The sequence below is a fragment of the Cytobacillus sp. FSL R5-0377 genome, from assembly GCF_038004385.1.
Lineage (GTDB): Bacteria > Bacillota > Bacilli > Bacillales > Cytobacillaceae > Cytobacillus.
Window position 1 is genome coordinate 194,944 of the sequence record NZ_JBBORA010000001.1, and the last position, 22,097, is coordinate 217,040.

Annotated in this window: 21 protein-coding genes; 15 read left to right on the forward strand and 6 right to left on the reverse strand. The window is 41.5% G+C overall.

The genetic code is table 11. The annotated features are described in order from the left end of the window. Positions 1–13 precede the first annotated feature (13 nt). The 3 genes from NSQ49_RS00990 to NSQ49_RS01000 all read left to right on the forward strand — a co-directional run bounded on the left by NSQ49_RS00990 (position 14) and on the right by NSQ49_RS01000 (position 1,042). A complete protein-coding gene (locus tag NSQ49_RS00990; protein WP_159868323.1) occupies positions 14–460 on the forward strand; it encodes a VOC family protein in 447 nt (148 codons plus the stop codon). An 88-nt stretch (positions 461–548) separates the two neighbouring features. Further along, positions 549–791, forward strand: coding sequence for a hypothetical protein (locus NSQ49_RS00995; protein WP_159868326.1), 243 nt, complete (start codon positions 549–551; stop codon positions 789–791). 47 nt (positions 792–838) lie between these two features. Beyond that, entirely contained in the window at positions 839–1,042 is a 204-nt protein-coding gene (locus NSQ49_RS01000) for a DUF6501 family protein (protein ID WP_159868329.1), read from the forward strand. 39 nt (positions 1,043–1,081) lie between these two features. Here NSQ49_RS01000 and NSQ49_RS01005 read toward each other — a convergent pair whose 3' ends face one another. Continuing rightward, positions 1,082–1,636, reverse strand: a complete 555-nt coding sequence (locus NSQ49_RS01005) for a YhcN/YlaJ family sporulation lipoprotein (RefSeq protein WP_251283035.1) — start codon at positions 1,634–1,636, stop codon at positions 1,082–1,084. 109 nt (positions 1,637–1,745) lie between these two features. After that, entirely contained in the window at positions 1,746–2,534 is a 789-nt protein-coding gene (yidC, locus tag NSQ49_RS01010; RefSeq protein ID WP_159868335.1) for a membrane protein insertase YidC, read from the reverse strand. Between the two features lie 537 nt (positions 2,535–3,071). Between yidC and NSQ49_RS01015 the strand changes: the two genes are divergently transcribed. Continuing rightward, complete coding sequence (locus NSQ49_RS01015; RefSeq protein ID WP_236566292.1) at positions 3,072–4,001, forward strand: lysylphosphatidylglycerol synthase domain-containing protein; 930 nt, start codon at positions 3,072–3,074, stop codon at positions 3,999–4,001. A gap of 26 nt (positions 4,002–4,027) precedes the next feature. Here NSQ49_RS01015 and NSQ49_RS01020 read toward each other — a convergent pair whose 3' ends face one another. Next, a complete protein-coding gene (locus NSQ49_RS01020; protein WP_251283036.1) occupies positions 4,028–5,092 on the reverse strand; it encodes a glycoside hydrolase domain-containing protein in 1,065 nt (354 codons plus the stop codon). Between the two features lie 379 nt (positions 5,093–5,471). Between NSQ49_RS01020 and NSQ49_RS01025 the strand changes: the two genes are divergently transcribed. Further along, entirely contained in the window at positions 5,472–6,929 is a 1,458-nt protein-coding gene (locus tag NSQ49_RS01025; protein ID WP_159868344.1) for a nicotinate phosphoribosyltransferase, read from the forward strand. A gap of 27 nt (positions 6,930–6,956) precedes the next feature. After that, a complete protein-coding gene (gene nadE / locus NSQ49_RS01030; protein WP_159868347.1) occupies positions 6,957–7,778 on the forward strand; it encodes an ammonia-dependent NAD(+) synthetase in 822 nt (273 codons plus the stop codon). A 37-nt stretch (positions 7,779–7,815) separates the two neighbouring features. Here the strand turns inward: nadE and NSQ49_RS01035 are convergent, their stop codons facing one another. Beyond that, entirely contained in the window at positions 7,816–8,877 is a 1,062-nt protein-coding gene (locus NSQ49_RS01035) for a hypothetical protein (RefSeq protein WP_251283037.1), read from the reverse strand. A 1,437-nt stretch (positions 8,878–10,314) separates the two neighbouring features. Between NSQ49_RS01035 and safA the strand changes: the two genes are divergently transcribed. Then, complete coding sequence (gene safA, locus NSQ49_RS01040) at positions 10,315–10,941, forward strand: SafA/ExsA family spore coat assembly protein (protein ID WP_159868353.1); 627 nt, start codon at positions 10,315–10,317, stop codon at positions 10,939–10,941. A 41-nt stretch (positions 10,942–10,982) separates the two neighbouring features. Here safA and NSQ49_RS01045 read toward each other — a convergent pair whose 3' ends face one another. After that, entirely contained in the window at positions 10,983–11,435 is a 453-nt protein-coding gene (locus NSQ49_RS01045; protein ID WP_159868356.1) for a hypothetical protein, read from the reverse strand. A gap of 148 nt (positions 11,436–11,583) precedes the next feature. Between NSQ49_RS01045 and NSQ49_RS01050 the strand changes: the two genes are divergently transcribed. From NSQ49_RS01050 to NSQ49_RS01080, 7 genes are all read left to right on the forward strand, one after another. Continuing rightward, positions 11,584–13,068 (forward strand): AraC family transcriptional regulator, encoded by a 1,485-nt coding sequence (locus tag NSQ49_RS01050; protein WP_251283038.1) that lies wholly within the window; start codon positions 11,584–11,586, stop codon positions 13,066–13,068. Between the two features lie 173 nt (positions 13,069–13,241). Continuing rightward, positions 13,242–14,903, forward strand: coding sequence for a urocanate hydratase (gene hutU, locus NSQ49_RS01055; RefSeq protein ID WP_251283039.1), 1,662 nt, complete (start codon positions 13,242–13,244; stop codon positions 14,901–14,903). 105 nt (positions 14,904–15,008) lie between these two features. Continuing rightward, complete coding sequence (gene hutI, locus NSQ49_RS01060; protein WP_159868365.1) at positions 15,009–16,295, forward strand: imidazolonepropionase; 1,287 nt, start codon at positions 15,009–15,011, stop codon at positions 16,293–16,295. After that, positions 16,280–17,260, forward strand: coding sequence for an agmatinase family protein (locus NSQ49_RS01065; RefSeq protein ID WP_251283040.1), 981 nt, complete (start codon positions 16,280–16,282; stop codon positions 17,258–17,260). Before hutI ends, NSQ49_RS01065 begins: the two co-directional genes overlap by 16 nt. A 62-nt stretch (positions 17,261–17,322) precedes the next feature. Further along, positions 17,323–18,648, forward strand: a complete 1,326-nt coding sequence (locus NSQ49_RS01070; RefSeq protein WP_251283051.1) for a YjiH family protein — start codon at positions 17,323–17,325, stop codon at positions 18,646–18,648. Between the two features lie 101 nt (positions 18,649–18,749). After that, positions 18,750–19,949, forward strand: coding sequence for a DHH family phosphoesterase (locus NSQ49_RS01075; protein ID WP_159868374.1), 1,200 nt, complete (start codon positions 18,750–18,752; stop codon positions 19,947–19,949). 392 nt (positions 19,950–20,341) lie between these two features. Further along, positions 20,342–21,517, forward strand: coding sequence for a D-alanyl-D-alanine carboxypeptidase family protein (locus NSQ49_RS01080; RefSeq protein ID WP_251283041.1), 1,176 nt, complete (start codon positions 20,342–20,344; stop codon positions 21,515–21,517). Positions 21,518–21,589: 72 nt separating this feature from the next. Here NSQ49_RS01080 and NSQ49_RS01085 read toward each other — a convergent pair whose 3' ends face one another. Continuing rightward, complete coding sequence (locus NSQ49_RS01085; protein WP_159868380.1) at positions 21,590–21,835, reverse strand: YkuS family protein; 246 nt, start codon at positions 21,833–21,835, stop codon at positions 21,590–21,592. Positions 21,836–21,939: 104 nt separating this feature from the next. Between NSQ49_RS01085 and NSQ49_RS01090 the strand changes: the two genes are divergently transcribed. Beyond that, complete coding sequence (locus NSQ49_RS01090) at positions 21,940–22,077, forward strand: YuzL family protein (RefSeq protein WP_159868382.1); 138 nt, start codon at positions 21,940–21,942, stop codon at positions 22,075–22,077. Positions 22,078–22,097: the final 20 nt, after the last annotated feature.

Consider the following 22,097-nt stretch of genomic DNA (forward strand, 5'->3'; position numbering starts at 1 on the left):
GGAGGACCTTACGATGCAGGGTGCAAAATTATATGAAGCACATCTCAACTCAGGAAATCTGGAAAGAAGCATCAAGTTTTATGAAAAAATCGGCTTTAAATTAGCGCATACAATTGGAGACAGAAAAGCAGCATTTTTCTTTCTTGGCGAAAACAAAGAGAACATGCTGGGGATCTGGGAAACTAAAAACACCCCAATAAGGAAAATTCATATTGCCTTTTCTGTTTCAGCTGAAAGGCTGCGGGAAGTTATTCCGTTTTTAACGGAAAAAGGCATCCTAGTCAGGGAAAGCTTTGGCCTATCACCGGAAGAACCGATAGTCCATACATGGATGCCGGCTGCCTCAGTCTACTTTTATGATCCGGACGGCCACTCATTAGAATATATCGCTGTATTGGAGGGGAAGGCAAAACCTTACTTAAATCCAATGCACCTGAGTAAATGGGAAAAAATAAGCTAAATCGTGCAAAACTGTATTTGGTGGTTTGAAACAGGCTAAGCGGGTGGTATATAACCTTTGCCATCATCTTAGAAAGAGGGTCATCAAAATGGAAATTTTAGCAGATAATGGCTTTTATGAAGTGGAATATGGTAATGACCATTATGATCATTTAGAATTTGTACGAATAGACCAAATCTGTGAAATTAACTATGTAACAATGAAAAACTCGCTAACTGGTGAAGTTTATACATTTGAGACAGATAAAATCAAGCAATATAGAAAAATAATGAAAATAATGCCAGCTGCTAACGATAATCCGGTTGCAGACAACCGCTCCTATTCATTATAATAAAAACTAAACATATAAGTAATGCAGACTTTGAAGGAGTGGCAACGGTGATTCATTTAAACTGGCAGGAACGTGAAACATTAAAAAAGGTAAAATGTGTGCACACAGATGCAGCGAAATACATTGTAAACCGGGCTTTAACAGCAGGGAATATTTATGATGTGAAAAATGAAACGGAAGAATTTTATTTCATAGTAGATAATTCAGGAAAAGTAAGCGGTTTTTATAAAGACTACTTCCAAGATGCTTAAGCACATAAAGAAAACGGCCTGTAATGGGCCGTTTTCTTTTTACCTTTGTGTCGGGAAGATTCGGCGGACAGTTTCTATAAATTCATCAAAAAACCCTTCTACAGGCTGACCGGCCCGAATGTCCTCTGAATATCCTGCCATTCGGTCATAAAAGTCAGGATTAACAGAAACATATACATTATCAATATCCTGATCGACTGCTTTCACCTGATCAGAAATCTTCTTTTCAATATCCTTTGTCAATTCTCCATTTCCATCATTTAAGCGTGCGGCAACATAGCCATTATTGTCTGTCACGATAACATTCGCAGACTCGATCTCTGGTATAGCAGTAATTTTATCGGCAGCTTTATCAGCAACCTTCATTCTCGGAGAATCATTTTGATTATCATTGCCGGTCCGGGTACGGGTAAGATCAATTCCCGGTTCGGTTGTGCGTCCGTTTTCGCCATAGTTGCTGTCGTTCACCTTCGTCGGCTCTGTCAGGTCTCTGTTTCTCTGAGCAGTTTCATCCATATCCGTGTCATTCGTGGCACAGCCTCCAAGTAATACTGCTGACAGTGCGCCTGCGATTAGTAATTTACGCTTAATCATCCACTTACCTCCTTATCATTTTCACCCTTATCTTTCCAAGAAGAGGCACTGTTATTCACAATTATTTAAACAAAAAGGGAGCATGGCATTAAGCCCGCTCCCTGTGTATTTATGACTCTGACATAAACTGCACATTATCCGTTTTTTCTTTTGAATATAATCTCTTGCCAAGCCATGATTGAAAAACTAAGAAGATTCCACCTGCAGTCCAATATAGCGGCAAAGCTGCCGGGGCATTTAAAGAAACCAGCATAATCATTACTGGAGATAATAGACCCATAAATTTCATTTGCTTCGGTGATTGTGCAGTCATATTGCTTAGCGTAAACCGGTACTGAAGATAGTACACTATGCCTGCAATGATTGTGATCCAAATGTCTGAATGACCCAGATTAAACCAGAGAAATGAATGTGCCGCAATTTCCTGATTTCCTCTTATAGCATAATAGAACCCCATTAAAATGGGCATTTGAATCAAAATTGGCAGACATCCCGCAGCATTTAAAGGATTCACTCCATGCGACTGATACAAGCCAAACATTTCCTGCTGCAGCTTTTGCTGCTCCTCTGGTTTTTTCGCTGTTTTCAGCTTTTGCTGTATTTTATCAAGTTCCGGTTTTAGCATATCCATTTTTTCTTTCATAACACTTTGATTTTTATATTGTTTAAGCATTAATGGCATTAATACCAGTCTAATCATAATGGTAATGAAGATAATGGCCAAACCAAAATTTCCATGGAAGTAGACAGCTGTTCCATGTATGGCCAGTGCAAACGGACTGACAAAATAATGATGGAAAAAGCTTGTTCCTTGTCCTCCTTGAGCCTGACAGGCAGATAAGAATACTGGCAATACGGTGATCATGGCAATGGCCAGCAACAGTTTATATTTTTTCATTAAGAGCAAACCTCCCGCTATTTTTTCTTTAAAAAATAGGAGAGAGACCTTCCGGCTCATCACTTTGATCGCCTTTTTTCAGGATCAGTTTTGCCATCCACGACTGAATCGAATCGCATACTAAAGGCCGGTTCATGCAAAACTTCGGAAGTTTTTCAAATTCCTTTTGCTCATTTCCAAAATATCCGGGATTATAGAATGCAGACTTAATTTTCCATATGATTAACAGTTTTGCAGCTAAACCAATGATATAGGTTAAATAAAGAGTATAGTCTGATGAAATAAAAGACGATTCAATTACTAATTCAAAGATGTAAGTTCACCTCTATTCACATAAATAAGTATAATTGAACGCTGTATTGTTAACAATCACAGATACCGAACTATTTATAAAAACTTAATTCTTGTCCATTCTATTGTCACCAAATAGGAATATAATAGTAAAAAAGTATATATATTAAGCTTTTATATGATACACTCTATCAGGGAGATTAAATTATCTCTAGTTCTCTAAATGAATGGTGGGGTATTTTGTCCTTGTTCAAACAAAAAACAATGATTACGCTGGCCAAACTCCTTGTACCCTTATTCATTTTGCTGTTTGTTATGCTTGAAGCAAAAGGGATTTTCACTGATTTTAATTGGGCTCTCCTTGAGCTATATGTTGACCGGCTAACGGTGCGCAAAATATTTTTGATCCTTCTATTAGGGCTCGTTGCCCTTTTTCCAATGTATTTTTATGATGAAATATTGCAAAGGCTTTTCAGAATTAGAGTTCCTAAAAAAAAGCTTTTATTTTATTCACTATCTGCAAACGCATTCTCTAACTTTATCGGACTGGGAGGTGTGGCAGGAGCTACACTCAGGTCCTATTTTTATAAAGATTACCTGACAGGCAGTACACCCTATATAAAAGTAATTGCCAAGCTGTCACTGTTTTACCTAACAGGCTTGTCCATATTATCATGGGTCGTTTTATTTACCGATTTACATTTATACGATGACGTAAAACTAATAAAATTCGCAGTATGGGCTGTCGCTGCTTACACACCGCTGCTGCTTGGCGTCTACTTCTTTAAGCCGTCTTTTTGGAATACGAAGCACATCAAAAAGGGGTTTGCAGGGGAACTTCTGACGGTTTCATTGCTGGAGTGGCTATTTATTATCATATGTATCTGGGGAATCGCCAGAGCCCTGGAAGTATCGATTCCATTTTTGGTTTTATTCCCGATTGTCATCATCTCTGCTTGTGCTGGAATTGCAAGTATGATCCCCGGGGGAATAGGATCCTTTGACTTTGTATTTTTGATAGGGCTGGAATCTCAGGGAGTCCCATCAGAACTGGGTCTTCTAATTCTCATGTTCTACCGGCTCAGCTATTATATCGTTCCAGTGTTTATCGGCACGCCGTTTATCATGAATCAGTTTTGGAATAACGGGATGCTAAAGAACAGCTTTAAACTATAAAAGAGCCTAAAGGGGCTCTTTTTTATTTACCAAAGAATATCTAAAATGTCTTTGTTGAATAAGTTTGTATCAATATTGCATGCCTTTGCTTCAATTCCATACTGCCAGCCTGCAATAAGTGAGTTTTCCGGAGCTTCAGGTTTATACTCAGGTGCCTGTGTCTGGGCGGTGATTCCTTTATTCGGTGCAGCAGTCCATATGAGTGTATTTTCAAGAAGGGGAGAGTTTCCGGCTGCAGCCTGGTCGAAAGCTTTTCTCAAGGCCTTTTCCTTTTCAAAAACTCCATAAATGCCAGGCTCATAAGGTGATTCCGACATGGCTTGATACCAGCCTTTTATAAAAGAAGCGTCTACAGAATAATCAGGCTCGATATCCGCAAAAACTGCGACACCCTCAGGGATTCCCAGCTCCTTTGCCAATTGAACAGCTGCTCTTGCTTCACTCTGTCCATTTTCAAGCCCTGTGGCATCATTAAATCGATTCCATATCACAAGTAATTTAATATCATTCTCCTTCAGCAGTTCAGCCTCTTCAGGTGTAATACCTGCTGATACGCCTTCTTTTTCACCTAAATAACGTCCCCATACTTTAGGAGATCCAAAGTTTTCACGAACACAAGAAAGCAAGTCGCTTGTAGTGAGACTTGCGGAGTCTACACCCCAAACGACTTCATCATCTCCAGACTGGCCGTTTCGGTCATTTTCCTTACTCTTTTCGCTGCTGCTGGTTTCCTTTTCATTTCCTTTTTGACTGGAGTCCTGATTTTTATCAGCCTTATTTTTTATCGTATTTGTTACATTAACATCCACATTGACTTCAATATCATTCGTCACATTATTATCGATTTGGCTATCTTCGCCATTATTTAAATCGTTGTCGATTGAGTTATTAATATTAGCTTTATTGCCTTTGATATTATTTTTTACTTCATTCGAAATATCACTGTCATGGCTTTTGCTTTGGACATCCGGAATGGTTTCTGATTTTTGCGTCTTTGCATCCTTTGAATCCATTAGCGAAAAAGCAAAGAGAGAAATCATTACGGCAAAAAATGCGGTCACAACGAAAGGCAACAGGCCCCGTCTTTCCATATCTCACAGCCCTCCTTGTCAATTCATGACATCTTATGCGGAGGGCGGAGGGATGGTGATTGGCATCAAAAGGGGAGTGTTGAATGGTATCTTATTTTAATATAACACTGAAGCAGGTGACCCTCGGGAAATAATTCTTGAGTGTTATAACAGGATAATATCAGTAGTTCTATAAAACGAACGGCGATTGGAGAATGTGTAAAAAAGGTAAATATCCGTATATATTCAGGCTGAAAAATTTGCTTAAGGCTATGAACTTCACTACTATTAAAATAATAGGCAAATTTTTCAGCCATTTAAGTTGAGAAATGTGTGAATAGGGGATATTAAATAGTAAAAGGAAATTTTTCAGGATGTTTTGTCACAGGAGGTTGCGATTATGCACACGGAATTTGCAGATGATAGCATAGCTTTACATACTGATTTGTACCAGATAAATATGGCTCAGACTTATTGGGAAGACAAGATACATAATCGAAAAGCGGTCTTTGAAGTTTATTTTAGGAAGCTCCCTTTTGGGAATGGATATGGTGTTTTTGCGGGCCTCGAACGGGTAATCGAGTATATTGAGAATTTCAGATTCACCGAAAGTGACCTGCTGTACTTAAAAAACGAGATGCATTATGCTGATGATTTCCTTGATTATCTGAAAAACATGACTTTTTCAGGAACCCTTAAATCAATGGAAGAAGGAGAGCTTGTCTTCGGCAATGAGCCAATTATGCGTGTAGAAGCTCCGCTGGCAGAAGCTCAGATCATTGAAACAGCACTATTAAATATAATAAATTACCAAACTTTGATCGCCACAAAAGCCACACGAATAAAAGAAGTCATTGGCGATGGGACAGCAATGGAATTTGGCTCCAGAAGGGCTCAGGAAATGGACGCTGCCATCTGGGGAACAAGAGCAGCATACATTGGCGGCTTTGATGCCACATCAAACGTAAGAGCGGGCAAAAAATTTGGGATTCCAGCTGCAGGAACCCATGCCCATTCTTTTGTACAGGCATATAAGGACGAGTATATTGCTTTTATGAAATACGCCCAGACACATAAAGACTGTGTTTTTCTCGTCGATACGTATGACACGCTCAAATCCGGAGTCCCGAACGCCATTAAAGTGGCACAGGAAATGGGAGATCAAATTAACTTTAAAGGCATAAGACTGGATAGCGGGGACTTGGCATATTTGTCCAAAGAAGCAAGAAAAATGCTGGATGCTGCAGGTTTCCCTGATACTAAGATCATCGCATCGAATGATTTAGATGAATACACCATCATTAACCTTAAAGCACAAGGAGCGAAAATTGATATTTGGGGCATAGGTACGAAATTGATCACGGCTTATGAGCAGCCTGCATTAGGAGCTGTTTATAAACTCGTCTCAATAGAAGATGAGGACGGCAAGATGGCTGATACAATAAAAATCAGCGGAAATCCGGAAAAAGTGACCACCCCCGGCCTGAAGAGAGTGTATCGGATTATCAATAAAGACAACCACAAATCAGAGGGAGACTATATTGCACTCGATCATGAGAATCCTCAAGCAGAGCCAAGGCTTAAGATGTTCCATCCGGTTCATACGTTTGTAAGCAAATTTGTTACAAATTTCGAAGCGAGAGAACTGCATAAAGTGATTTTTCAGGAAGGGAAGCTTATCTATAAAGTTCCATCCTTAAAAGAGATGCAGAATTTTGCTAAAGAAAATCTTAATGTCTTATGGGATGAGTACCGCCGTTCTCTAAATCCGGAGGAATACCCGGTCGACCTGAGCCAGGAGTGCTGGGATAATAAAATGAACATGATCAGCCAGGTAAAACAAAATTTAAAGAACTGAAGCTTTAAGAAGAGGGAGGAACCTGCAATGAACAGACAAAAAGAAATTATGGAAGCTTTAAATGTAAATCCAGTGATCAACCCAAAAGAAGAAATCCAAAAAAGAATCCAGTTTTTAAAAGATTACCTTGTCAAAACGAATGCCAAAGGTTATGTACTAGGCATAAGCGGAGGGCAGGATTCCACTCTTGCTGGAAGACTTGCGCAGCTTGCCGTTGAAGAGCTGCGAAATGAAGGCAAAGAGGCAACTTTCATGGCAGTCCGCCTGCCCTATGGTGTACAGCAGGATGAAGAGGATGCACAGGTGGCGCTCTCTTTTATCCAGGCTGACCGTGAAGTTGTATTTAACATTAAAAATGCAGTTGATGAGGTAAAAACTGAATATGATCGCATATTACCGGAAGAACCGTTAAAGGACTATCACAAAGGTAATGTAAAAGCCCGCATGAGAATGATCGCCCAATATGCAATCGGCGGCCAATACGGCTTGCTGGTCATCGGAACAGATCATGCAGCAGAAGCAGTGACAGGATTCTATACAAAATATGGCGATGGCGGAGCAGATGTCCTGCCATTGGCCGGCCTGACTAAAAGACAGGGAAAGGCTCTTCTAAAAGAGCTTGGGGCAGAAGAAAGACTTTACTTAAAAGTGCCAACTGCCGATCTTCTCGACCAGAAGCCCGGACAGGCTGATGAAACGGAACTGGGTATTTCATATGATGAATTGGATGACTACCTCGAAGGCAAAACAGTAAGCCCGGAAGCCGCAGAAAAAATTGAAAAACGTTACATCGTTTCCGAACATAAGCGCCAGATGCCTGCATCCATGCACGATGACTGGTGGAAATAAGCCTATGCAAAAAGGAAAATCCTCAGGGATTTTCCTTTTACTTTTGAGCAAATTTGTTTGAAACTTCCTGAAAAAATTTCTCAGGTTCATCCACATTTAAAACAATGCGGCTTGCCTTTCTTTTTATTCCGTACATCAGCTCATATTCTGCCGGCCCCTTCAGCACAATCTCGAACAATGGCTTTTCCTGAATAAGATCTGGAACTCTGGCATCAAATATCTCATTCATTTCTTGTCTGCTAAACTTTTCAGGACCATCATAATAGCTGATTTCTTTAATATCTTCCAATGGAAGATACATGCTTTTTGAGAACCCTGTCTGGAGCAGCAAATGAGAATCAGAAAGTACGAATGGGGTTAAGCGGGTGGCGTTTATCTCTGCCAAAAAGTACAAAATGCCATAAATATTAGCCAGTAAGATGAGATAAGCCACAATGGCATTCCACGAATGCAGCCAATAATGAAGTCCGATGGATTCAATGGCTATCGCATGGATCAGCATAATGTACACAGCATTTACACTTGTTTTTTGATGATAGGTGAAACAATCTCCATTCTTTATAGACAGCTTCTTTTTCCATGAAAACAAGGCGTATTTAAACATCACGAGCTCAGTGATTAATACAGTTCCCAACCTATTATTTGGAAAATGCGATTCGGCTGCCTTCTTAACATTAAAGAGGAATAGAGAATTTATACCGTTTAGCCTCCGGTATTCTTTTAATAGTACAGGCAGCTTGGTAAGTATCTTATAGGCAATAAACAGCTCCAGTCCAATAAAAAGCGCTTCGGATACAACAATTACATATGGCAGAAAGGCAAACTGCGAAAAATGACTGGAAGGGATAATAAAATAAGCAGCTGCGTATCCTGCTAAAATAACTGCCCCTACATACTTAAGCGAATACCTTTTGCGAAGGATAAAGAAATACGTCAACAGCGGGACAACAACCAGCAAATCAAACAGGGAGCCAACCGCCGCTCCGTCCGGCACCGGACCAAAGAGCGTGGTCCTGTACAGAATGTAGTTGGAAAATAGAATCATAGATAAAAGGACACCAAACACTAGCCACTTTGGCCTTTTCAAAGCATTTGTCATAATTATCCACCTCGGTTTAATTATAGCTTAAATGAGGGTGGAGTGATATGGAAATCAGGTTGAATTAATGCCTGCTTCTGACTCCAAATGAAGCGAGGCGCCGTTTTATGCCTTAACATTGGGCAACTTCGGACACTGAATGCAGCAGGTCGCTGTTTTGTGTCAGAACCTCGGGCTACTTTGGACACAAAATGTCTCAGGGCCCCGTTTTGTGTCTGAACCTCGGGCTACTTTGGACACAAAATGACTCAGGGCCCCGTTTTGTGTCAGAACCCTAGGTAACTTCTGACACAAAATGCCTAGGGGCCCCGTTTTGCGTCTGAACCTTGGGTAACTTCTGACACAAAAGACCTCGGGGCCCCGTTTTGTGTCTGAACCTCGGGCCACTTTGGACACAAAATGACTCAGAGCGCCGTTTTGTGTCAGAACCCTAGGTAACTTCTGACACAAAATGCCTAGGGGCCCCGTTTTGTGTCAGAACCTCGGGCTACTTTGGACACAAAATGACTCAGGGCCCCGTTTTGTGTCAGAACCTCGGGCTACTTTGGACACAAAATGACTTGGGGCCCCGTTTTGTGTCAGAACCTCGGGCCACTTTGGACACAAAATGACTCAGAGCGCCGTTTTGTGTCAGAACCTTGGGTAACTTCTGACACAAAAGACCTCGGGGCCCCGTTTTGTGTCAGAACCTCGGGCTACTTTGGACACAAAATGACTCAGAGCGCCGTTTTGTGTCAGAACCTCGGGCCACTTTGGACACAAAATGACTCAGAGCGCCGTTTTGTGTCAGAACCCTAGGTAACTTCTGACACAAAAGACCTCGGGGCCCCGTTTTGCGTCTGAACCTTGGGTAACTTCTGACACAAAAGACCTCGGGGCCCCGTTTTGTGTCAGAACCTCGGGCTACTTTGGACACAAAATAACTCAGGGCCCCGTTTTGTGTCAGAACCTCGGGCCACTTTGGACACAAAATGACTCAGAGCGCCGTTTTGTGTCAGAACCCTAGGTAACTTCTGACACAAAATGCCTCGGGGCCCCGTTTTGCGTCTGAACCTTGGGTAACTTCGTACTCTAAATGCCTCGGGTTGCCGTTTTGTGTCTGAACATTGGGCAACTTCGGACTCTAAATGCGGCAGATGGCTAGTTTGTGTTTGAACCTCGGCACACTTTTAACTCAAAATGAAGCAGATCGCAGATTTGTGTCAGAACCCAGTCCAACATAAGACTACGAGTACCAGTTTGCGGCTTCACGTCAGAACCAAAGCCATCTTAATACTCAAACATACACCTCTTTACGGTATTGTGTATAACCGCACACACGTTAAACCGATTCACTTGGAATTGTTTTCGCATCAAAAACATACACTATGAAATTCTTACATTCCGCCCCAACAATTACCTGTTTAATAGAACAGGAGTTTCTGATTAAATATAAATATGAAAACACTATCAAAACTTTCATTCATTTTAATGTTGTCTGTCGCACTTGTCTTTGGATTCAATTTCGATGCAAAAGCATCAACAGTACATACGGTTCAGTCAGGGGATACGATGTGGAAGATTGCCATGAAGTATCAGGTTGGGGTTCCTGAAATCATCAATGCCAATGGGCAGATTTCAAATCCGAACTTCATCTATCCAGGGCAAAAGGTGAATATCCCTACTCTTTCAAAAGCCACAACAGGTGTTGAAGAGCAGGTGGTTCAGCTTGTTAACCAGGAAAGAGCAAAGTACGGATTAAAGCCGCTTAAATCAAATTGGGAGCTTGCGAGAGTAGCAAGATACAAATCTCAGGATATGATTAATAAGAGATATTTTGATCATAACTCTCCTACATACGGAAGCCCGTTTGATATGATGAGGAGCTTTGGAATTACATACAGAACTGCTGGAGAAAACATTGCTGCAGGTCAAAAAACACCTCAGGAAGTTGTAACGGCATGGATGAACAGCGAAGGTCACCGCAAGAACATCCTTTCCGCCAATTTCACAGAAATCGGTGTGGGATATGCACAGGGCGGAAGTTATGGCCACTATTGGACACAGATGTTTATAGGGAGGTAAATAATAAAGCACCGGAAGAATATCCGGTGCTTTTTTGTGCATTAATCTACCACAATATAAGCAATCATAGGCCCGCTATTATCCTTATCCGGATGAGTAAGGCAAATCAGCCGGTATATACCTTTTTTATCAAATTGAAGTGGGACTACTGTTTCCTCAGCTTTCTTTACAACACCCTTGATATCAGTTCCTTCGATAATATAAGGGTGCTCCATTCCATTGACTCCCCAAATTTTCAGGTTTACCTTTTCACCTTTCTTGAGAAAAATGGTTCCCGGATCCCAGCGGTAGGCTTCAATTTCCTTTCCATCAGGCAGCTTGGCTTTAAATTCTCCTGTCACCATATGAATTTCCCGGACTTTTTCAGTTTCATTCTGGTTGAATACCGTCATACTGTCAGACTTTGAAAAATACCATACAGATGCAGAAACAATGACTGAAAATATGATGACAAATGCAATGATGCTTCGTTTCTTTAATACAAGAAAAGGCATGCTCATGCTCCTTCCAAAAATAGTTGTCCATATATAGATATGCAGGAAGGGCATCATAACTTGTCTACTATTTGAAGGATTTTTCCGATTTATTCTTTACAGCTGCTGAAATATTATTTCATAATAGATTAAAAAAGGATGTGGCAGCATGTACAAAGTACTTGTGGCCAATCGGGATGAGTATGATACAAAGGGTATAGAGTGGCTGTTGAAATCTTCAATGAACGCATGGGAATTGGAGTCTGCAGAAGATGAAGCAGGGCTTATTAAAAAGCTCGAAACGTTTCAGCCCGATCTGCTGATTTTTGAACTTGATCTGATAAAGGAAGATGGTTATAGCTCTTTCTTAAAAACGATTCAAATTATAGGGCCTGATCTTATTGCACTAACAATGGAAGCGACCTTTTCACAGGCAAAGAGAGCTATTGACATGGGTGTAGCAGATTTAATACTTAAGCCCATTTCAGCGGATATTTTATTAAAATCTGCAAGAAACATTTATAGGCGTCAAATGATGAAAAGTGCAGCTGCTGTAAATAACTCCACCATAGTTACGGAAAAAACCTTTAATTATCAGGATATATTTTTAGAATCACCGGAACCGGAAGAGCCTTTTCTGTCAATAGGAATAAAAACGGAGAATATATTCGAGCTTCCAAAGTTATATGATTTCCTGGAAAGCTATGCTTTCCATAAACAGGTCGATTATTTTATTTTAAGTGACATGGTACTGATCATTGCTGAAAACTCGGACGTATCCTGGAAAGAGGAGAGCGTCAGATTTATGAGGAATTGGCAGGAAACCTCTGCAGAACCAATTGCCCTCAGCATTTATACAGCTCAGGAAGGGCCGAATACGCTCAAAAGCCATTATGATGCGAATCGAAAACTGATGGAGTTAACTTTTTTCAGAGGGTTCAATCAGGTAATTGAGGAAGCCGCTATACCTAAATGGCTATCGATAGATCCGTTCTTAACTCCCGAGGAACAGAGCAGCTGGATTGATTTCCTGAATCAGGCTGATCTGGAAACGATCAAATCATGGTTTTCCAAAGAGTTTCTTATTTTGGAAGATCCGTACCCGGAACCAGGCCTTATCAGAATTCGGCTGACCAGTATTCTCGCACAGATCCGCAGGCATATGAAGACATTTCGGCTTGCCGACGGAGAAATGGAGGAAGAATACCTTCGTTTATTCCAGACGATCCTGTATTCACCATTGATTTACCGGATTATTAACGAAATGATCAGCTTCATTTCTTATATTTTTGAAAGTATTCGATCTGATAAGAAGCTGAAGATGGATCTATCTGACAGAGTCCAATTTTTTATAGAGACAAATTACTGGGATTCTTCAGTCACCCTTGAAAGGGCAGCTGAATACGCAGATCGAAACCCCAATTATATTAGCTCAATACTTGCAAAAAAATGCGGCAAGTCATTTCGGGAGCTTCTCAATGAAACCCGAATCAGGCAATCTGCCAAGCTGCTGTTGGAATCAGAAATGAGTATAAAAGAAATCTCAGCCGTCTGCGGTTTTCGAAATCAGCAATATTTCAATAAAGTGTTCAGTAAAATTAAAGGTATGCCGCCTAATCAATTTAGGAAAAGCCTGCATAAGACCTCCTTGTAAAGGGAGGTTATTATTTTTGTATTAATTTATAAAAACACCAATATAAGTATAAAAAATATTAAAATCAACTGCCAAAATCTTATATTTTTATAAAAAATCAAACCTAATTATCCTACTTTTCAGATAGTTCTCATTATAAAATCTAAATATGAGATAACATTGGAGGGATAACAATGAAAGCGGAAACAAAAAGAGAAATTAAAAATTATCAAGGCAGTGAGCTTCATGCAAAGGGCTGGATCCAAGAAGCGGCACTCCGCATGTTAATGAATAACTTAAACAAAGAGGTTGCAGAGATTCCGGAAGAACTGGTTGTTTACGGAGGCATTGGGAAGGCTGCCCGTAATTGGGATTGCTATGATGCGATTGTGAAAACTCTGCATGAATTAGAGGACGATGAAACACTTCTGGTTCAATCCGGAAAGCCGGTTGCCGTCTTTAAATCACATAAAGATGCACCAAAAGTATTGATTGCCAATTCAAATCTGGTGCCTGCCTGGGCAAACTGGGATACCTTCCATGAGCTTGATAAGAAAGGCCTTATGATGTATGGGCAAATGACAGCCGGAAGCTGGATTTACATCGGAAGCCAAGGGATCGTTCAGGGAACATATGAAACTTTTGCAGAGCTTGGCAGACAGCACTTCACCGGCTCACTGAAACAAACGATAACTTTGACAGCAGGCCTTGGCGGAATGGGCGGAGCTCAGCCGCTTGCAGTGACCATGAATGATGGTGTCTGCATTGCCATTGATGTGGATGAATACCGCATTGACCGCAGGCTAGAAACTAAATATCTGGATACAAAGGTTTATACAATTGAAGAAGCTATTAAATTGGCAACAGAGGCAAAGCAGGAAGGCCGTCCGCTTTCTATTGGTCTATTAGGAAATGCAGCTGAAATTCTTCCAAAAATGCTTAAAATGAACTTCATTCCTGATGTCCTGACTGACCAGACTTCTGCACATGATCCTTTAAATGGCTATGTTCCAATTGGCTATTCTTTAGAGGAGGCAGCTGTTCTGCGGAAGGAGGATGCTGCTGAATATGTTCAGAAATCAAAAGCCAGCATGGCTGTCCATGTTCAGGCTATGCTGGATATGCAGAAGAAGGGCGCCGTTACATTTGACTACGGCAACAATATCCGTCAGGTCGCAAAAGATGAAGGCATCGAGAATGCTTTTGATTTTCCTGGATTCGTGCCTGCCTATATCCGTCCACTATTCTGCGAAGGAAAAGGGCCTTTCCGCTGGGTAGCATTATCTGGAGACCCTGAGGATATCTATAAAACAGATGAAGTAATCCTGCGTGAATTTGCGGATAACGAACACCTTTGCAAATGGATCAAAATGGCACGTGAGAAAATCCAATTCCAGGGACTTCCTTCCAGAATTTGCTGGCTTGGTTATGGGGAGCGCGCAAGATTTGGAAAAATCATCAATGATATGGTAGCTCGCGGAGAACTTAAAGCACCGATTGTTATCGGCCGTGATCATCTGGATTCTGGTTCAGTTGCCTCTCCAAACCGTGAGACAGAAGCCATGAAGGACGGCAGTGATGCAGTGGCAGACTGGCCAATCCTGAATGCGCTGATCAATGCAGTCGGCGGTGCAAGCTGGGTTTCCGTCCACCATGGAGGCGGCGTAGGAATGGGCTATTCCCTTCATGCAGGAATGGTTATTGTGGCAGACGGCACAAAGGAAGCAGAGCAGCGTCTTGAACGTGTCCTCACTACTGACCCTGGAATGGGAATCGTACGACATGTAGATGCAGGCTATGATCTCGCTATTAAAACGGCCAAAGAAAAAGGCGTAAACATTCCAATGATGAAATAAAGCTCTAACACTAGCAAATACGACATAATTTATTCGATGAGGAAGCTCTCCAATCCAATATTTGTGCGGATTGGATCTTCCATTTTTTAAGGAGGCACTACAAAAATGCACTCAAAACCTATTTTTATCAAACAGGCAAATCAAATGATTACTATGAAAGGCAGCTCCAAACAGCCGCTGACTAAAGAAAAAATGAGTGAGCTTTTTATTATTGAAGATGGGGCGGTATGGGTTGAAGAAGGAAGAATCAAATCCGCAGGGACAACTGCTGAACTTGAAGCAGAATATCAAAACAGGCTTAACGAAGCTGAAATCATTAACGCCAAAGGGAAAATCCTCCTTCCAGGATTAGTTGATCCGCATACACACCTTGTTTATGCAGGCAGCAGAGAAGAGGAATTCAATATGCGCCTGAACGGGGCGACGTATATGGAAATTATGAATAATGGCGGAGGTATCCATGCCACCACTTCTATGACCAGAACTGCATCTGAAGAAGAATTAGTAGATGCAAGTCTTGTACGCCTTGATCGCTTTCTAAAGCACGGAGTTACCACGATTGAAGCAAAAAGCGGATACGGATTAGATTGGGAAACAGAGCGAAAACAATTGACAGCAGCCCGGAAAGCGGATGAGCTGCATCCGGTGGAGGTTGTCCGCACCTTTATGGGGGCACATGCGGTACCTGCAGAATACAAAGAAAATCCTGATGCTTTTATTAACTTGGTCATTGAAGAAATGCTGCCAAAAGTCGCGGAAGAAAAGCTTGCTGAATTCAACGATATTTTCTGCGAAAGAGGCGTGTTTACACCTGAACAGTCAAGAAAACTTCTTGAAGCAGGAAAGAAGTACGGCCTGACTCCGAAAATCCATGCGGATGAAATCGAACCTTATGAGGGGGCAGAGCTTGCCGCTGAAGTTGGAGCCATCTCTGCAGATCATTTGCTTAGAGCATCGGATAAAGGCATGGAAATGATGGCTGAAAAAGGAGTAATCGGTGTGCTGCTTCCAGGCACAGCATTTTTTCTAATGGCTGAAGCTGCCAGGGGACGCCGCATGATTGATAAGGGCGTGCCAGTTGCATTATCAACAGATTGCAACCCAGGCTCTTCGCCAACCTGCTCCATGCCTTTTATGATGAATCTTGCATGTATGCATATGGGGTTAACACCGGCTGAAGCCATTACGGCCGCTACCATTAATGCAGCACATGCGATCAATCGTGCCGAAGAAGTGGGTAGCATAGAGCCCGGCAAAAAGGCTGATCTGCTTTTGCTCAATGTACCGAACTACATGCAAATGCAATATCACTACGGCATGAACCATACGGACACTGTGATAAAAAATGGGGAAGTAGTGGTTAAGGGAGGAAGTTTATGCTACCAACAATAAATCCTCCCGGGTTTTTTTGGCCCCAATCCGAATTAGGAACCGACGTAAAAGTGAATGAATGGATACGCCAAATCCAGCGGGAAGGTGATTTGAAGGCAGAAAACTGGGATGTCGTGCTTTTCGGTGTCCCTCTTTCCCGCTCATCGATAAGCGCATCAGGAGCATCTGAATTCCCTGAATCCTTCAGGAGGTCCTGGAAAGGCTTTTCCACATATAATTTGGATTTTGAAAGTGATCTTCAAGAACTGAAGGTGGCTGATCTTGGTGACGTGAAAATGCATTTCACGGATATTCCGCAATGCCATGCCAATATTAAGCAAACGATGAAAGACGTAAGGACTCAATTTCCAGATTCATTTCCTATTGCGATCGGGGGAGATCACTCCATCACAGCCATGCTTGTCAGCGGCCTGAAGGAACTGGAGCCTGAAAAAGAAATCGGCATTCTCCAGCTGGATACGCATCTTGATCTCCGGAGTCTTGAAGACCATGGACCGACCAATGGGACTCCTATCCGAAATTTGATTCAGAATAATAAGATCAAAGGGGAAAATGTCTACAATATAGGCCTGCATGGCTTTTTCAACACCCAGTCGCTCGTCCACTATGCTAAAGAGCACAAGCTCAATTATATTACCCTTAAGGAAGCCAGAAGACGGGGAATGGAAGAAACGGTTAAAGAATCACTCCGGCAGCTGGAAACAAAAGTGGATAAAATTTATGTCACGATTGATATGGATGTGCTGGATATTGGTTTTGCGCCAGGGGTACCCGCATCTACACCAGGCGGCATGACTACTGAAGAACTATTTACAGCCGTTTACACTGCGGGACTTTCCTCTAAAACGGAAGCCATGGATATTGTCTGCCTTGACCCAACAAGAGATCACCAGGCACAGCCAACCGTGAAAGCAGGCACATACACATTTCTGACCTTTTTGACTGCCTTATTGAACAGAAGGTAAGGGGCACACACTGCTCCTTGCCTTTAAACTGAAGAGGGGGAATGAGAATGGAAAAAGAAACAATGTTAAGGCAATCTCAACAGCCGGCACTAAATCACAACGCCACTTTTAAAAACAAAGTTAAGTTTTTTCTTTTCAGCTCCATTGGCCTATTTATGTTTTTTGTTCCCGTTACCATTGATGATAAATCCTCTATCATGCTGGACCATTTCGTCACTGCCATTCAAACTTTCATACCATCTGCAATTCCTTACTATGCTTTGCTTGTCATACTGCTTGGCGCCATTTATCCTTTCTGGACAAAAACCTGGCACAAAAACAAGGTAAACATCGTATTCTCCATTTTTAAAGTGATCGGATTTATTACCGCCTTCATGATTGTTTTCGGTTTTGGTCCTGCCTGGCTATTTGACCCGAGCATGGGACCCTTTTTGTTTGACAAACTCGTTATCTCTGTAGGACTGCTTGTTCCCATCGGATCTGTATTTCTTGCACTGCTTGTTGGGTATGGATTACTCGAATTTTTCGGTGTCATCATGCAGCCGATCATGAAGCCGATCTGGAAAACACCCGGAAAATCAGCGATTGATGCAGTTGCTTCTTTTGTTGGAAGCTATTCAATCGGACTGCTCATAACCAACAGGGTATTCAAAGAAGGAAAATATACTATCAAAGAAGCAGCCATTATTGCTACAGGATTCTCTACGGTTTCCGCAACGTTTATGATTGTTGTGGCCAAAACACTGGGGTTGATGGAAATCTGGAATACCTATTTTTGGACAACGTTTGCTGTCACTTTCATCGTTACAGCTATAACCGTTAGGATTTGGCCACTAAAATCTATGAGCGAAGAATATTACAATGGCCAGGAGCCTCCAGTTGAATCCTTCACGGGGAGCCGTCTGCAGGCAGCCTGGAAAGAAGCGATGGATACAGCTGCCCAGTCACCTTCATTATGGAAAAACATCATGGATAATCTAAAAGACGGCTTTGTTATGACAATGTCCATTTTGCCTTCCATTATGTCTGTCGGTTTATTCGGCCTCGTTCTTGCTGAATTTACCCCTGTGTTTGATTGGCTGGGATATATTTTTTATCCTTTTACGGCTCTGGTACAACTCCCCGAACCATTATTGGCAGCCAAGGCAAGTGCAGTGGGAATTGCTGAGATGTTTCTCCCAGCCTTGCTGGCAGCTGAGGCTGCAATGGTCACTAAATTTGTAATCGGAGTTGTTTCTGTATCAGCCATAATATTCTTTTCAGCACTTGTTCCGTGTATTTTATCAACAGAAATTTCTATAACCATTCCGCAGCTCCTTGTCATCTGGACAGAGAGAACCATTCTGACCATACTGATTACTGCTCCACTAGCCTATTTGCTGCTTTAACTGGAAATCCCCGCTCACTTCAGCGGGGATTTTTCGCATAGAATTTTCCTCCACAACCAAACTAACAGAGGAATGAGTCTAAGAATAGCAGGTGATGGAATTTGTACAGGCTGTATACACATAATGACCTTGATGGCGTCGGCTGCGGCATAGTGGCCAAGATCGCGTTTGGAAAAGATGTTGAGGTACGCTATAACTCTGTAATGGGACTTGATTATCAGATTGAAAAATTACTGGAAAACGAAAAAAATATAAAAGATGATTTCTTAATTATCACGGATTTATCTGTTAATGACGAAAATTTGATCCGGCTTGATGATCTGGCAAAAAGCGGGGGAAAAGTCAGATTGATTGACCATCACAAAACAGCTCTTCACTTTAATGATTACAGCTGGGGGAGAGTGAAGGTGCAATATGAAGATGGCAGGCTCACGGCTGCCACTTCTTTGTTGTATGAGTATCTTCAGGAGCATGAACTGATTGAGCCATCGCAGGCCCTCGATGAATTTGTCGAGCTTGTGCGGCAGTATGACACTTGGGAATGGGACCAAAATGATAATTTGAAGGCAAAAAATTTGAATGATTTGTTTTTCATGGTTTCCATTGATGAATTTGAGGAAAAAATGACCGATAGAATCATGAACTCTGATACTTTCGAATTTGATGATTTTGAACAAAAACTGCTTGAAATGGAAGAGGAAAAGATTGAGCGTTACGTAAGACGGAAGAAGCGGGAACTTGTACAAACGTTCATCGGAGAACATTGCGCAGGAGTTGTCCATGCAGAGTCTTATCATTCAGAACTGGGAAATGAACTTGGTAAAGAGTATCCGCATCTGGACTACATTGCAATCTTAAACCTCGGAGGCAAAAAAATCAGCTTCAGAACAATCCATGACCATGTTGATGTATCTGCCGTGGCAGGAAAATATGGAGGGGGAGGACATGCCAAAGCATCGGGCTGTTCAATGGGAAAGGATGCTTTTAAACTATTTGTTCAAGACATATTTCCCCTGGACCCTTTGAGACAGGATGCATTCAAAAACAAATACAATAATAAAAACGCCAAGCAGGGCTCACTATACGAAAATAAGAAAGGAGACAAATTTTTTATTTTTGCTGAAATGGACAACAAATGGATCCTTGAATTGAATGGAAAGCCAATGCAGGAACCTTACCCGGATTTCCAGACAGCAGAAAATTACATTAAAAGAAAATACCAGGCATGGCTGGTTCATGATGATATTTATGTTGAATTCTTGAAGCGTTTTTATATGAAGGAAAAAAAGCAGCAAAAATAGCAGTCCGTTTGGATTGCTTTTTTTTGTAGATTCAGTCATTTTTCTTGAAGACCCGGTAATTAGTTTCAATTAACTGCCATTTTTCGTTGATGCCCGCTTTTTGGGCGTTATTCCTCCCGGTTAGTTAGTTACCATTTTCCTTGAGACCCCGCCAGTCTGGCGTTATTCTCCCGATTAATTACCTATACCCTTGAGAGCCCGCCTGTATAGGCGTTATCACCCCCGATCAACTACCATTTCCACTTAAAAAATTTCCTTTCATTATCAAACTTCTCAAATTCCGGCATAAAATTTTCAATTATGTAACAATTTATAAATATGATAGGGCTATGCATCTATTGTTTGATACAATCAGTATGGATTTATTATCGGCTTGAATTGGATGTGTATTTATGAGAAAACTCCTTGCTTTTATACTGCTTTTTCTATGTTATCCAACTTCATATACTGCTGCTGAAGAAACAGCAGAACCTGAAATTATCAGTGAAGCGGCCATTGTTACAGATTCTGAATCAGGAGCTGTTTTATATGGCAAAAACGCAGATAAAAAGATGTACCCGGCCAGTTTGACAAAAATAGCAACAGCCATTTATGCCATTGAAAATGGCGATCTGAATGATATGGTGACAATCAGCAAAAAAGCTGCAGAGACTGAAGGAACACGAGTGTATTTGGAGGAAGGGGAGCAGGTTCCCTTAAAAAAACTCATTCAGGGCATGCTTATTAATTCAGGGAATGATGCTGCCTGGGGGATTGCTGAGCATCTTGACGGCAATATTCAAACCTACTCAGAGAATCTCAATCGCTATCTGGAAGAAAAGGCAGGTTTAAAAAATACCCACTTTATTAATCCGCACGGTTTGTATGATGACAACCATTATACAACCGCAGCAGACCTTGCGAATTTGACTAATTATGCCCTAAAGAATGAAACCTTTAGAAAGATCTACGGAACAAAGGAATTGAAGTGGACAGGAAAGTCGTGGGATACCACCATTTTTACTCATCACAGAATGCTTAAAGGGGAGGTACCATTCGAGGGAGTGACAGGGGGAAAGACCGGTTTTGTGGATGAAGCCAAACAGACTCTTGCTACCTCTGCTGAAAATGATTCAATCAAGTTAACCGCCATTGTGTTAAAAGCTGATTACAAGCGGGATATTTATAATGATACGAAAAACCTTTTGAATTATGGATACAGCAACTTTGAAACTGCGGCACTGAGCAGCACTGAGGTTTTTCCCTCTGATGGAAAAACCTATACGACAGGCGGTGAGACTATACCCATCACTTTGCCTAAAGGGGACTACGAGGAAAACATTACAGCAAAAGGAAAGCTGCAGATAAAGGATGAGACCGGGAGGATTATTCAGTCTGTAAAGCTTGTAGAGGACAAACAGGATGAAGTGGTTTCAAGTCAGCTGAATAATACAGCTGATGAGCCTGAAAAAGAAACCACTGGGTATTATGGAAAAGCAGGATTAACCCTATTTTTATTTGGGGTCTTTATCCTTGTTTTAAGGAAAAACCTTAAAGAAAAAGCAAGAAGAAGGAGAAGACGGGTATAAAGCCCGTCTTTTTTAATTGAAGGCACCATTGAAAAAGACTAAAGAATATTTCTTTAGTCTTTGGATCACCCGTTATTGCATTCTTTGCTCAACCTGGCTGCATACCTCTTCCGCTGACAGGCCGCTGGCTTCAATAACAGAAGCCTTTGTAGAAACATCCTGCATACCCATTACATTTGAATCAACACCGCTCACTACACAGCATGTGCAGTTCTCAGCATCATGCGCCGACTTCAAGTCAACCACATCATATCCTTTTTGGCGAAGCGCTTCAGAAACATTTGTTAAGGATTGTTCAACAGCTACTCTTTTCGTCAATGTTAACACCTCCTCCGTTTGTTAGATTGGCTTTTGCACCCGATTTTTATTCCATGGATAAAAATCGCCTGAACACGAAAAAGTAAGAAAGGAGGTGTTTAACGATGAGCAAACGAAAAAAAGACCCTTCAAATGCTGGATTGAGTTCTCCAAACGTTGAAGGGCAGGGGACAACCAATATGGAAACAGGCAGCAGAAAGGCTTCCTCTGCACGCCATAAAAACAAAAAACAGGACTTTTGACAAACTTAAAAGCAGGAGGC

Bases quoted from the DNA above. Each gene is read 5' to 3' on its own strand.
- yidC (WP_159868335.1), bottom strand. From the start codon at position 2,534: ATGAAAAAATATAAACTGTTGCTGGCCATTGCCATGATCACCGTATTG.
- NSQ49_RS01020 (WP_251283036.1), bottom strand. From the start codon at position 5,092: ATGGAAAGACGGGGCCTGTTGCCTTTCGTTGTGACCGCATTTTTTGCC.
- NSQ49_RS00995 (WP_159868326.1), top strand. From the start codon at position 549: ATGGAAATTTTAGCAGATAATGGCTTTTATGAAGTGGAATATGGTAAT.
- hutU (WP_251283039.1), top strand. From the start codon at position 13,242: ATGAAAGCGGAAACAAAAAGAGAAATTAAAAATTATCAAGGCAGTGAG.
- NSQ49_RS01050 (WP_251283038.1), top strand. From the start codon at position 11,584: ATGTACAAAGTACTTGTGGCCAATCGGGATGAGTATGATACAAAGGGT.
- NSQ49_RS01090 (WP_159868382.1), top strand. From the start codon at position 21,940: ATGAGCAAACGAAAAAAAGACCCTTCAAATGCTGGATTGAGTTCTCCA.
- NSQ49_RS01005 (WP_251283035.1), bottom strand. From the start codon at position 1,636: ATGATTAAGCGTAAATTACTAATCGCAGGCGCACTGTCAGCAGTATTA.
- hutI (WP_159868365.1), top strand. From the start codon at position 15,009: ATGCACTCAAAACCTATTTTTATCAAACAGGCAAATCAAATGATTACT.
- NSQ49_RS01070 (WP_251283051.1), top strand. From the start codon at position 17,323: ATGTTAAGGCAATCTCAACAGCCGGCACTAAATCACAACGCCACTTTT.
- NSQ49_RS01025 (WP_159868344.1), top strand. From the start codon at position 5,472: ATGCACACGGAATTTGCAGATGATAGCATAGCTTTACATACTGATTTG.
- safA (WP_159868353.1), top strand. From the start codon at position 10,315: ATGAAAACACTATCAAAACTTTCATTCATTTTAATGTTGTCTGTCGCA.
- NSQ49_RS01080 (WP_251283041.1), top strand. From the start codon at position 20,342: ATGAGAAAACTCCTTGCTTTTATACTGCTTTTTCTATGTTATCCAACT.
- nadE (WP_159868347.1), top strand. From the start codon at position 6,957: ATGAACAGACAAAAAGAAATTATGGAAGCTTTAAATGTAAATCCAGTG.
- NSQ49_RS01035 (WP_251283037.1), bottom strand. From the start codon at position 8,877: ATGACAAATGCTTTGAAAAGGCCAAAGTGGCTAGTGTTTGGTGTCCTT.
- NSQ49_RS00990 (WP_159868323.1), top strand. From the start codon at position 14: ATGCAGGGTGCAAAATTATATGAAGCACATCTCAACTCAGGAAATCTG.
- NSQ49_RS01065 (WP_251283040.1), top strand. From the start codon at position 16,280: ATGCTACCAACAATAAATCCTCCCGGGTTTTTTTGGCCCCAATCCGAA.
- NSQ49_RS01045 (WP_159868356.1), bottom strand. From the start codon at position 11,435: ATGCCTTTTCTTGTATTAAAGAAACGAAGCATCATTGCATTTGTCATC.